This is a genomic window from uncultured Anaerococcus sp., from assembly GCF_963510575.1.
Classification (GTDB): Bacteria; Bacillota; Clostridia; order Tissierellales; family Peptoniphilaceae; genus Anaerococcus.
Window position 1 is genome coordinate 1 of sequence record NZ_CAUPFR010000042.1, and the last position, 12,745, is coordinate 12,745.

Below are 12,745 nucleotides of genomic sequence, written 5' to 3' on the forward strand. Positions count from 1 at the left end.
AAAGTGGTCTGCCCTTATCTTGCTTAATTTCTTCAAGAGCGATTAAAGCCTCTTCAAGGCTTAGCTTGCCTGCACAAAAGTCCCTCGAAAACTGGTTAACCTTGTCAACATAAAAGAGTTTATTCGACCTATTTTTCACCCTCCTAACATTGGTATGTACCTCATTATCGTAGGTAAAAGAGAGGATAATTACATTAAAGGTAGAGTAAACATCGACATCCTTAGCGTTAGTCTTACTCCTAATTATTCTTTCAACTGTATCCTCAACCCTATATATCTCTGCCCCATTTTCAAGCATAATCGCACCCGCATTTGAGGCGACTTCAGATAATAAAACGGCTGATCTTTCATCTAAAATTAAATCATGCATGGTCTACCCTATAAATAATCATTTTTGTACTTTTTGATATTCGCTTCAGACAAAAACTCATAGGCATCGTTAATTTCTTGGAATTTCTCCTTAGCACCCGGCTCCTTATTTAAGTCTGGGTGGTATTTTTTAGCAAGCTTCCTATAGGCTAACTTCACCTCGTAAATATCTGTATTTACAGGCACACCTAGCTTTCCGGCAGCTTTTTCATATTTTTCCTTAAAACCAAGATCATTAACACCAGCAAAACCCCCATAATTTCCATTATTATAAGTGCCATCAAAACCACCAAAATTTCCCTGGTTGAAATCTCTAGCATCATAAAAAGTGAAATTACCAAAGAGGTCTTCAAAGTAAGTGTACATCTGCTCTTGACGAGCTCTAGCCTCTTCTTCAGCCTGTCTTTGCCTTTCTCTTTCTTGGTCAAGCCTGTATTTTTCAGAATAATCTGAAATATTTTCAAAACCAACCCTCTGGCCTGTAATCAAGTAATTTGCCCTATCGTACATCCATTCTGTAAGGACATAATTTCCGTACCTCAAAATAGAAATAAACTTAGGACCAAGAATTGGTATTACAAGAATTACGAAAATGGCATACCAAATTTTAGCCGGCAAAAACAACAAAAGAGTTGGAAGGAAAATAAAAGTCGAACAGCCCACCATAAAAACAAGGGCCAAGAGACTCCTAATTCCCTCAAAGGTCATCACTAGTATATTCATAAAATTAATTAGAATTGTAAAAATCATTCCTATTAGGCTTGCAAGACCATGGAGGGCCTTGCCAAGTAGTTTTTTCATAAAAAGTCCTTTCTGTCCATTATATTATACATCTTTAGATAATTTTACCAACAAAAAACAGACCCCGGGGACTGTTCTTTTTAGCCGAATAGGTCTGTGTTGTTTGAATTGTATAGGTTGTAGTAGACGCCTTTTTTGGCTAGGAGGTCTTGGTGGTTGCCTCTTTCAGCTATGCCATCGTAGGTTAGGACTATGATTTCATCGGCATTTATGATGGTTGATAATCTGTGGGCTATGGTTAGAGTTGTCCTGCCTTTAGATAATTTTTCTAAAGAGGCTTGGACTATGGCTTCGCTCTTGTTGTCTAGGGCGCTGGTTGCCTCGTCTAGAATTAGGATTGGTGGGTCTTTGAGGAAGACTCTGGCTATTGAGATTCTTTGCTTTTGTCCTCCGGATAATTTCACTCCTCTTTCTCCAATGTAGGTGTCAAGCCCATCTGGCAGGTCTTTTATAAATTCATCTGCTCCTGCAAGTCTAGCTGCTTCTTTGATTTCTTCTTCTGTCGCATCTTCCTTGCCGTAGGCTATATTTGCCCTTACTGTGCCTGAAAATAGGTAAACATCTTGTTGAACGATTCCTATATTATTTCTTAAAGATTCAATGGATAGGTCCTTGATGTTGGTATTGTCTATCCTGATTTCACCTTCATTTACATCGTAAAATCTTGGGATTAGTTTAGAAATAGTGGTTTTGCCAGCTCCTGATGGGCCAACTAGAGCTATGTTTTCGCCAACATTTATCTTAAATGACATATCTTTTAGGACGTAGGCTTCGCCGACTGGTGTATTTGGATATTTGAATGAAACCTTATCAAATTCTATCTTGCCCTTGACATTTGTGAGGGTTTCAGGGTTTTCCTTGTCAAATATATCCCTATCTAGGCTCATGATTTCAATAAATCTCTCGATGCCTGTGGTGCCTCTTTCGTAGGTGTCAGTGAAGTTTATCAGCCTTTCTATGGTTGCGACTAACATATTTAGGTACATGGTAAAGGCGATTAGGTCACCTGGTGTGATTTCTTTTTGAATTACCAAAAATCCACCGATTAGGATTAGGACTAAATACATGAGGCCAGAAAATGTGTCTTTAACCATGAAATATTTTGCCATGTTGTAGTATTGGTCTGCCTTTATGTCGGCAAATTTGTCGTTTTCCTTGGCAAATTTGGATTTTTCTATAGCTTCATTAGCAAAAGATTTTACAACGCTGATGCCGAGTAGGGTGTCTTCCACGCCTGCATTTATTTCCCCGATTTGTTTTTTAGAATTTTTGGTAGCCCTCCTAAATTTTGCCCTAGACTGTCTTGAAACCACATACATCAGTGGGATTAGGATATAAATTACTAGGGATAATTTCCAGTTGATTGTCAAAAGTACCACAAAGGATACTATTAGCTTGATTGCTCCTACTAGGAATTCTTCTGGGACGTGGTGGGAAAATTCTGTAATTTCAAACAAATCTGAGGTAAGCCTGGTCATTAGTTGGCCGACTTTGGATTCGTTAAAAAATTCCGTATCCATTTCCATGAGGTGATTAAAGACGTCCTTTCTCATGTCCCTTTCAATTAGGGCTCCCATGATGTGACCCATAGACTGCATAAAATACTTGGCTATGACTGAAATTGCCTTGGTTATGGCGTAGATTATAGCTACCTTTCCTATCCTTGGCAGATCAAGGATGCCTATTTGTGCCCAATCTGTTAGGTATGATAGCAGAAGTGGCAGGATTAGCTCTGAAATTGTTGTAAAGGCTGCTGATAGTAAATCTAAGGTCAATACCTTTTTGTAGGGTCCATAGTAAGGCACGAACCTTTTCATTAGGTACTTATTAGTATATTTTCTCTTATTTTTTTCCATATTACTCCCTTCTTTAAATCTCTTAGTAGTCTATAATACTGTTTATAATTAATATTTCACCCCATTTTAAATTTGCCCTTATTTATTATTTTGAAGTATGTTATAATTATAGAAAGAAATCTTTGTCTAAAGGAGGACTTATGGCAAGAATAATCGAAAAAACAAATTTGAACGATACCACCATCAAGTTTGTTGTTAAGGCCAAAGACATTGCAAAAAAAGCTCTGCCAGGCCAATTTATTATCCTAAGGCTTGATGAAAAGGGTGAAAGAGTGCCTTTTACCATTTCAGGCACTGATGGAGAAAATGTTACAATTATTGTCCAAGTTGTTGGTGGCACAACTATGAGAATGAATAAGTTAAAGGCTGGGGATGGATTTTTGGACTTTGTTGGCCCTCTCGGCAAACCTACTGAATTAGATGATTTAAAGGGCAAAAATGTCTGCGTTATAGGTGGTGGCCTAGGAACTGCTATAGCCTTTCCACAAGCCAAATACCTCCACCAAATCGGAGCCAAAGTCGATGTCATCATGGGTTTTAAAAATAAAGACATAATCATTTTAGAAGATGAACTTAAGGCTTGTTCAGATAATTTATACATAACAACCGATGACGGATCCTATGGTAGACAGGGTTTTGTAACCCAAGTCCTCGAAGATTTGATTAAGGAAGGAAAAGAATACGACCACGTTCTCACAATTGGCCCTGCCATTATGATGAAAAATGTCGTTAATATTACCAAAGCGTACGATATACCAACAACTGTGTCAATGAACTCAATCATGGTTGATGGCACAGGCATGTGTGGATGTTGCAGGCTTACTGTTGGTGGCGAAATGAAATTTGCCTGCGTTGACGGGCCTGACTTTGACGGATTTTTAATCGACTTCGATGAAGCTATGAACAGGTCAAGAAACTACGCAACAGAGGAAAGAGAACACATTTGTAACCTAACTGGGGAGGTAAGAAATGGCAAAATTTAATATGAGTCAAGAAAAAGTTAAGATGCCTGAACAAGACCCTAATGTGAGAAATAAAAATTTTGAGGAAGTTGCCACAGGCTACACCCTAGAAATGGCTATGGAAGAAGCTAAAAGATGTGTTCATTGCAAGAACCAACCTTGTGTTTCTGGTTGCCCTGTTTCTGTTAAAATCCCTGAATTTATCCAATTTATTGTGGACGGCGACCTTGATGCATCCTACGAAAAAATCGCAGAAACCAACAACCTTCCAGCTATTTGTGGCAGGGTTTGTCCACAAGAAAACCAATGCGAGGGCGTTTGTACCAGGGGTAAAAAAGGCGAACCTGTTGGTATAGGCAGGCTAGAGAGATTTGTAGCAGACTATCATAACAATAAAAAATACAAAAAACCAGTTGAAGTTTATGCCAATAAAGAAAAGGTAGCTGTTGTTGGGGCTGGGCCATCTGGTCTAACTGCTGCCGCAGATTTAGCCAAACTCGGCTACAAGGTTACACTTTTTGATGCCTTTCACACAGCAGGTGGGGTTTTGATGTATGGGATACCTGAGTTTAGGCTTCCAAAAAAACTCGTAAATACAGAGCTTAAAAACGTAATAGGACTTGGTGTAAAACTTCAAACCAACACCATAGTTGGCAGGACTCTTTCACTTGAAGACCTCTATGAAAGAGGCTATGAGGCAATCTACATCGCATCCGGTGCTGGCCTTCCAAAATTTTTGGGAATTCCTGGTGAAAACCTAAATGGAGTTTATTCTGCCAACGAATTTTTAACCCGTATGAACCTCATGAAAGCCTACAAGTTTCCTGAATATGACACACCAGTCCACGTTGGCAAGAAGGTCTGTGTAGTAGGCGGTGGAAATGTTGCCATGGATGCAGCGAGATCTGCCAAAAGGCTAGGCGCTGATGTGACCGTTGTATATCGTAGGAGCTTCGAGGAAATGCCAGCCAGGGCAGAAGAAAGCCACCACGCCATAGAAGAAGGCATTAATTTTATGAACCTCCACAACCCGGTAGAAATTATCGGCGAAAATGGTTGGGTCAAAGCTATAAAGGTTGAAAAAATGGAACTTGGCGAACCAGATGCTTCTGGCAGAAGAAGACCTGTTGCCACAGGAATTTACGAAGAAGTAGAATTTGAATCCGTAATAGTTTCAATCGGCCAATCACCAAACCCACTAATCAAGCACACCAACCCAGATATTAAAACCGAATCTTGGGGTGGAATTATAATAGATGATACAACCATGACTAGCAAGGACGGAATTTTTGCAGGAGGAGACGCTGTAAGTGGCGCTGCCACAGTAATCCTAGCCATGGGAGCCGGCAAAAAAGCAGCAGCAAACATTGATAAATATATAATAAATAAAAACGATAAGTAAAATAATTGCCAGGATTTTGAACTAACTTAAGACTTAAACTCTGATTTATCTTAAGGATGCAGTCCATTTTCCTGGCACTTTTGCTTTAATAGAAGTTTTTTGGGTATAAGTTATAAAAATAAGGGAGGAATATATGAAAATTGGAATCTTAGTAGGATCACTTAGGAAAAATTCATGGAATAAAAAATTAGCAAAGGAAGTAGCTTCTCTAATCAAGGAAAAAACTTATTTTATAGACCTTACTGATATGCCTTTTTATAACCAAGACCTAGACCTTGGGGAAATTCACCCAGCCTATACCAGGCTCAGGGAGGATGTAAAATCTTGTGACGCTTTTATTTTTGTAACACCAGAATATAACAGGTCCCTTGCCCCAGTCCTAAAAAATGCCATAGATATAGCCTCAAGAGGAAAAGAAGGCAATCTTTGGAAGGGTAAACCAGCAGCAGTCTTTAGCTCAACTATAGGCTCTATGGGTGGTGTCTCATCCAACCTTGCCCTAAAACAATCCTTCGCCTGCGTTGGACTCATAGCCATGGCCCAGCCAGAAATTTACCTAGCAAGGATTAACAACCTCATTGACAAGGACGGCAAGCTAATACCTGATACCAGGGACTTTATCCAAAATGCCTGCGATAGCTTTGTAGACTTTGCAGGAAAAATCATAGGCTAAAAGCAAACAGAGACTAAGAAAAATCTTAGTCTCTATTTTAATCTTCACTTATAAATTTTATATTTTGCAAACCGCATCCATGGCTAATTCCAAAGCATAAGCAAAGGAATCTTTGGCCCAATTTCTCTCATCGTAATTTTCAACATCTGCCAGAGTGTCAGCCGTAAAAAGAATCTCTCCAAATACTACATTTCTCATCTGAGCCACAGCTGCCAAAGCCGAGCATTCCATTTCAACTACCTCACAGCCTTCTTCCACCCTATATTTTACCAAGTCTTTGGTTTCTCGATAAAAACCGTCCGTTGTCCAAGTTACAACTTCCTTGTATTTTAGACCCTTTTCCTTAAATAAAGCCTCAATAGCAGATTTTGCAAGAGGATTTAGGTCTATAAACCTGACTGGTTTTACATAGTGATAGCTAGTTCCCTCATCCCTGAGAGCTTTTGTTGGAACCAAAAATGTTCCCTCATCTATATCTATGAGACAGCCACAAGTACCAGTGGAAATTATTTCCCTTACCCCATAGGTAATTAGCCAATCCATTAGTTGGGCAGCTGGCGCTGATCCTACTGGAGCTTGGATTAGGCAAAGTTCACATCCCTTGTGATTTATGAGATAAACCGGATAATCCTTTGTAGCTGACTCAAATTCTGCAATTTTTTTAGCCTTATTTTCCCTTGCGTAGTCGTCAATGTGGTCTGCTAAAAATCCGTAAACACACTTTGGGGGTAGCTTTATTCCTAGCTTTTCATGGTCAGGCATAAGTACCGATTCATAAGAATCATCAAATTCTAATATAGGGAGTTCATTTTTATGTAGCATACAAATCTTTCCTATCATTTAATAATTTTTACTACTATATTGCTAATTTTTTCAATCTCAATAAATGTAAAACCTAAAATTTTTACTTTTTATATAACACTTGTGTTATAATAATTAATATGAAAACTGTACTAATAACTGGGTCTTCTAGGGGAATTGGGGCGGCTATCGCTAGGAGACTTGCCAAATCCTATAAAATCGTAATAAATTATAATAAGTCTGAGGACCCTGCCCTGGCTCTCTTGGCTGAACTTAGGGAAATAAATCCAAATGTAATCGCAGTTAAGGCTGATGTATCAAAGGAAGATGAGGTTGATTACTTATTTAAAACTGTCGAAGACAATTTTGGCCATGTGGATATTTTAATCAATAACGCAGGCAAATCTTATATCGGTCTTATCCAAGATATGGCCTTTGATAAGTGGCAGGAAATCATTGCAACCAACCTTAATTCGGTTTTTCTCGCCTCAAAAAAAGCCCTAGGCCCAATGATAAGTCAAAAATCTGGTGTAATTATAAATATTTCCTCAATTTGGGGTAGCGAGGGTGCTTCCCTTGAGGTGGCTTATTCGGCGAGCAAGGGTGGTATTAATAGCTTTACCAAGGCCTTGGCAAAGGAGCTTGCCCCTTCAAATATCAGGGTCAATGCCATTGCCCCAGGCGTTGTCCTAACCGATATGATGAAAGAAGACTACAGCAAAAGAGAGCTTGACCTAATTACTGAAGATATAGGCATGGGTCGCCTTGCAAACCCCAGTGAAATAGCAAATCTCGTTGAGTTTTTGATTTCAGATGAGGCTTCTTATATAACAGGATCAATAATTGACATAAATGGTGGATTTTATTAAAAAAGCTAGGAAAATTTTTCCTAGCTCTTTTTACATTTCTTGAAATTCTTTGAAGTTGTACCAATAAATTAGGGACTTGCCTACTTTCTTGCCTAAAGCTTCTTCTATAGCTTCTTTGTAAATAGCAAGCTGGGTCTTATAGGCTTCTTCCCTTTTTATGGTGTCCGTCTTAAAGTCAATCAAAATAATTTCCTCTTCTCCCTCAAAAATCAGGTCTATCTGGCCATTCACATAGTAACCATCATAGGTCATGAGGAAGGATTCTTCAGACCTTTTTGGGATTTTTTCAGAAATTAATTTCTTGATAAAATCATCTTCATAAAAACCTAATAGTTTATCCACTTCGATTAGGTCTTTTACAGTCTTATCAAAGATTTTTTTATCAATTAGCCTGTCAATTTCATCAGCCAAAGTTTTTTCTGTGTAGGCCTTCATTGGGAGTTTTTGGAAGATTTTGTGGATTAGGCTACCCTTTTCGGTTGGACTGTAGGTTTTTTCTTCTTCCAGAAAACTTGGTTTTTTAAAGGAAATATTTCGACTAAAGCCTTCTGCATCAAAGGTTTCGTAGCCTTCACTTTCGGCATTAAAGTCCTTGGCAAGCTCTGTTACTGATTTTTTAAGGCTCTTGACTATGTCGTCCCTGCCAGGGTAGGCAAAGTCCAACTTGGATTTTATTTCCTTATAGACTTCTGGGTCAGACTTTTCATTTAGGAAATCATAGAGATTTTCCTCGTGATTTACAGAAAGATCTGGGCTCTCCTCTATAAAATCAAAGGAAATCCTCTTGTCAAAGGCTGATTCTTTTTTGCTTCCTGTAAAAAATTCACTTGTGATTCCATCAAAGGAAAGAATAGCCAAAATCCATTCCAAATGAGAATTTAGGTTCAAGTAGGATTCATTTTTATAAACTTTTTCAAAAGCTGAAGAATTTTTGTCAAAATTTCCCGTAATATAGAGCCTTTCCTCTGCTCTGGTGAGCGCCACATAAAGGATTCTCATTTCTTCTTTCTTGTCATCTTCCCTAGATTTTTCAACAATTAGCTTCCTATTTATATTTGGGATTTTTACCTTGTTTTCATAGTCAGCCACATTTATGCCTATGCCTATTTTTTCATCAAAAATTATTGAGTCTGTCCTGTTGTTAAAGCCCTTGTCAGCCCCTGCCAAAATCACAATCTTAAATTCAAGGCCCTTGGACTTGTGGACTGTCATTATCCTTACCAAGTCTTCGCCCTCAGATAGGTCACGGGTCGGAGTGATGGAATCAGACTTGGTTGACTCTAAATTATTAAAAAAGCTCACAAAACCGTAAAGACCATTGTCGTTTGAAGCATCATAGTCAGCCATGAGGTCAATTACCGATTCAACATTATTTATCCTATCTTCTGCCAAATCTCTTGCCAAAAGAAAGTCATATAAACCAGATTTTTCAAAAAGATAGGTGGCGAAATCGTATAAATTCAAAATAGCAAGCTTATCTTTTAGGTCCTCGATTAAGGCTTTGAATTTTTTAATTTTTTCTCCAAGCTCATCTTCCTTGTCATAGGCATTAAAGGCTTCGTAAAACTTGTAGGAGTCAGAACTTAGCTTGATTTTCGCCAGATCATCCTCATCAATATCAAAAATTACCGACCTTAAAACAGAAAGTAAAACCAGGTCGTCATTAGGATTTGTCAGGTATTTTAATAAATTTATAAAAAATCCAACCTCACTCGCCTGGGTAGAAACCTTGGAAATATCATTAAAATAAGGAATATCTGCCTTTTTGAAGGCCTCCTCGTACTTGTAGGACTCGGTTCCATTTCTCAAGAGAATGGCTATATCCCTATACTCGTAGCCTTCTTTTAGTAAATCCTTAATCAAGTTTACCAGATAAATTTCTTCCCTAACTTCTTTGGCCAAAACCTTGACCCCAACTCTCGCAGATTCCAAAAGGTCCTTTTCTTCCTTGCCGTAATTTAGCCTGTGGCCACCCTTTTTGTAGTCAATATCAGCTTCATCTTTGGTCATGAGCCTGTCAAAAATATAGTTATTAAAATCAAGAATAAGCCTATCGGTCCTGAAATTTTCATTGAGGTTTATCCTCATCGATTCTTTTGCTTTTTCATAAAGGTCGAGTTTTTCTATAAATAAATCTGGCCTCGCCCTCCTAAAACCGTAAATTGACTGCTTTACGTCGCCTACAAAAAATAAGTTTCTCTCAGATTTTAATTTATCTACTATATAGTTTTGGATTTCATTTGAGTCCTGGTATTCGTCAAAGAAAATGTACTTATACTTAGTCTTTAATTTTTCCCTGGCAGTTTCATTATCCAATAGCCTTATAAATTCGCCTTCCAAATCGTTGAAATCTAGATAATCTTTGGCAGATTTTTTCTTATCAAAAGTCTCCTTAAAGTCCTTGGTGAGTTTGTAAAGCTCCCTAAAAAGGACTTCTTCCTTGGACCTTATAAATTCAAGGGCCTTGGCATCTGTATTTACAATCAAAGCCTCGATTTCCTTTACATCAGCCTTATAGGCATCCCTTGCCCCACTTATTTCATTAACCAGGTCCTCATCGTCAATTTCAGTTTTAATTTTTTGGGCAAAGGTCATGTACTTTTTATTGGCAAGGGCAAATCCAAACCTATCCCAATCATCAATTTGATTTCTAATCTCAGCAAGCATTTCATAGTCACTTGCAATTAGGTTTACAGCCGAGGCTGGAAGGGTAGGATTTAGCCTAGCACCAAGATTTTCAATAGTTTTTAAAATCAAATCAAACTTATTTTTAATGAAGTCTTTGAAATAATCTAGGTTTTCTCCCTTATCCTTGGCTTCTTTTAGCCAATTTAACCCATCAATCATGCCTACAATTTTTTGGTAGGTCAAAAGAATGATTTGCTTGGCATTATAATCTGACCTTTCCCCCGAAAAATTTTGCAAGAAATAGACAAAGTCTTCGTCCATTTTTTCATATTCCCTATCAAAAACCTCGTCAATGGCATCTGCCATGTAGATTTTTCCTGTAGAATCGGGCATAACCTTGAAATTTGGACTGAGATTTTCTAAATAATAGAAATTTTCCCTTAGCATATCCGAGCAAAAAGAGTGGAGGGTCTTGATTTGGGCAAGCTTTAGGAGCTTAAATTGCCTTTTTATGAAGGCTGGGTCAAAGTCGTCCGCTCTTTTTTCGAGAGCCTCTCTTATCTTATCCTTCATGTCTTGGGCACTCTTGTTGGTGAAGGTAACTATAATCATCTTGTCAATGTCAATTCCTTCCTCAACCATCATTGAAATTACCCTATTTACTAGGACCATGGTCTTGCCAGAACCTGCCGCTGCTGATACTATTATATTTTTATCTCTTTCGTAAATCGCAGTCCTTTGACCATCGGTTAACTTAAGTTCAGTCATTTTCAACCTCCAAGTCATTTATGGTGAGATTTTTATCCATTTCCCTAAACCTAAAGCTGTCAATGGTCTTGTCAAACTTGCAAATTCCCTTGTAATCGCAATAGGTACAGGACGAATAATTTTTATCCTCCCTAAGGGGCGAGAGGTTGATTTTGCCAGCCCTTATGTCCCTTATCAAATCTTTCACCATATTTTTTATAAAAATACTTAGGTTTTTAAAATCGTCCTCACTTATTTTATAAGACTTCCTATTCCTTACAATTGGCGAAGTCTTGCCATTTGAGTCCCTGTCCATGAGGGTGAGAGCCTTGCCGTCCTTATCAAGTAAAATCCCATCTAGGGCAAATTTCTTATCCAGACTTGCAGCAAGTTTCTTCTCGTCAGCTATGGATTCCCCAAAACTTTCGATTTCATCCTTGAGGGAAATATAAAAAGCTCCGATTGGTTCGAGATTTTTTGGGTCTTCACTTACGGCAATCATGTAAATTATAAGTTGCAAATCCTTGCCATTTAGGATGGCAGCTAGGTTAAAGGCCTTAGAACCAGTCTTGTAATCAATTACCCTCACAAGATTTCCTAACATGTCAATCCTGTCAATCCTCCCCCTTAGGTAGGTATCTTTATCCACATATACTGGAGCGAAAAATCCGCCCTTGTCAAAGGATTCTTCAAAGTATTCGAGTTTGAAATCACCTTTTCTTAGCTGGTCAACAAGCTGTCTGGTATTTCTCTTGGCTGCTTGGTTAATATTTTTTAGGATGTACTTATTTTTAGGACTATCCTTCCTGGTGGAATCGAGGTTTTCATCAATTCCTTCCTCGAATTTGGCATCCAAAAGTGCGTTGATTTCCCCAAAGTCAACTTCATCTAAGTCCATGTCCTTGATTAGCCTTGACAAATCTTCAAAAGACTTGTGGACAATATTGCCTATGTCAAGGGCATCCACTTCGAAATCTTTTTCCACATCTGGACTTAGACCGTAGGCGATAAAGTGTTTGTAAGGGCAAGACGAATAGGTTTCGATTTCCGATACCGAATAGGCGTGTTTTTTATAAAGTTCTTGTCTTAGACTAGTCGCAAGAGGCGCCTTGTCATTATTGTAAAATAGACCTTTTTTTATCTTGTCATAGGTTTCTTCATTTTCTAAATCGTCCGGATTTTCCCTTAAATATGCCATGAAGGCTGTGGCAATTTCTTTATCTCTTTGTGTGAGCCTTTCCTTATTTTTTACTTTATTTATGACATCAAGTGTGTATTTTTTAAGGCTTTCCCTAGCAAAAATCGCTTCTGCACCTGGGTCTAGTAAAATATTTTTCTTAAGATTTGGGAAAATTTTTCTGATATCACGGATGACCAAACTTTCGTTTAAGTCCTTGCCTTCCTTATCCGACAAGGCGTAGGAAAGAATTAATTTTTCGCTCCTTGAAATAATCTTGTAAAGGTTTAAAAGCTCTGCCCTGTCACGGTCCTTAGCGTAAAGCTTTAGGTCGATGTGGTTTTTTTCAAGTTCTTCCACGTCGTCTGGGCTAATTAGGTAATCTTTGGCCTCATGGCTTGGAAAATACACATCATCCATGCCTAGCAAGAAATTAATTTTTTTATAAGAAACCCTATCC

The 12,745-nt window shown here is 38.2% G+C and carries 10 protein-coding genes; 4 read left to right on the forward strand and 6 right to left on the reverse strand.

Annotated features, from left to right (window positions below; genetic code table 11):
* The 3 genes from RQ907_RS04460 to RQ907_RS04470 all read right to left on the reverse strand — a co-directional run.
* On the reverse strand, window positions 1–370 hold a 370-nt coding region (locus RQ907_RS04460; protein WP_311492189.1), incomplete at its 3' end, for a threonine/serine exporter family protein.
* Between the two features lie 8 nt (window positions 371–378).
* Entirely contained in the window at window positions 379–1,170 is a 792-nt protein-coding gene (locus tag RQ907_RS04465; RefSeq protein ID WP_311492190.1) for a DnaJ domain-containing protein, read from the reverse strand.
* An 80-nt stretch (window positions 1,171–1,250) separates the two neighbouring features.
* On the reverse strand, window positions 1,251–3,026 hold the full coding sequence (locus RQ907_RS04470) for an ABC transporter ATP-binding protein (protein ID WP_311492191.1): 1,776 nt from the start codon (window positions 3,024–3,026) through the stop codon (window positions 1,251–1,253).
* Between the two features lie 140 nt (window positions 3,027–3,166).
* Here RQ907_RS04470 and RQ907_RS04475 point away from each other — a divergent pair, with 140 nt between their 5' ends.
* From RQ907_RS04475 to RQ907_RS04485, 3 genes are all read left to right on the forward strand, one after another.
* A complete protein-coding gene (locus tag RQ907_RS04475; RefSeq protein ID WP_311492192.1) occupies window positions 3,167–4,009 on the forward strand; it encodes a sulfide/dihydroorotate dehydrogenase-like FAD/NAD-binding protein in 843 nt (280 codons plus the stop codon).
* Window positions 3,996–5,390, forward strand: a complete 1,395-nt coding sequence (gene gltA / locus RQ907_RS04480; RefSeq protein WP_311492193.1) for an NADPH-dependent glutamate synthase — start codon at window positions 3,996–3,998, stop codon at window positions 5,388–5,390. Before RQ907_RS04475 ends, gltA begins: the two co-directional genes overlap by 14 nt.
* A 133-nt stretch (window positions 5,391–5,523) precedes the next feature.
* Window positions 5,524–6,063, forward strand: coding sequence for an NAD(P)H-dependent oxidoreductase (locus RQ907_RS04485; RefSeq protein WP_311492194.1), 540 nt, complete (start codon window positions 5,524–5,526; stop codon window positions 6,061–6,063).
* 57 nt (window positions 6,064–6,120) lie between these two features.
* Here the strand turns inward: RQ907_RS04485 and RQ907_RS04490 are convergent, their stop codons facing one another.
* Window positions 6,121–6,885: a nucleoside phosphorylase gene (locus RQ907_RS04490; protein WP_311492195.1), complete on the reverse strand. Its 765-nt coding sequence runs from the start codon at window positions 6,883–6,885 to the stop codon at window positions 6,121–6,123.
* 119 nt (window positions 6,886–7,004) lie between these two features.
* Here RQ907_RS04490 and ymfI point away from each other — a divergent pair, with 119 nt between their 5' ends.
* Window positions 7,005–7,733 carry an elongation factor P 5-aminopentanone reductase gene (ymfI, locus tag RQ907_RS04495; protein WP_311492196.1) on the forward strand — a complete coding sequence of 243 codons (729 nt, stop codon included), beginning with the start codon at window positions 7,005–7,007 and terminating at the stop codon, window positions 7,731–7,733.
* Window positions 7,734–7,763: 30 nt separating this feature from the next.
* On the opposite strand, the gene RQ907_RS04500 is transcribed toward ymfI, so the two are convergent.
* Window positions 7,764–11,129, reverse strand: a complete 3,366-nt coding sequence (locus RQ907_RS04500) for a UvrD-helicase domain-containing protein (protein ID WP_311492197.1) — start codon at window positions 11,127–11,129, stop codon at window positions 7,764–7,766.
* A partial coding sequence (locus tag RQ907_RS04505; protein ID WP_311492198.1) for a PD-(D/E)XK nuclease family protein occupies window positions 11,122–12,745 on the reverse strand: 1,624 nt, incomplete at its 5' end. The genes RQ907_RS04500 and RQ907_RS04505, both read right to left, overlap by 8 nt.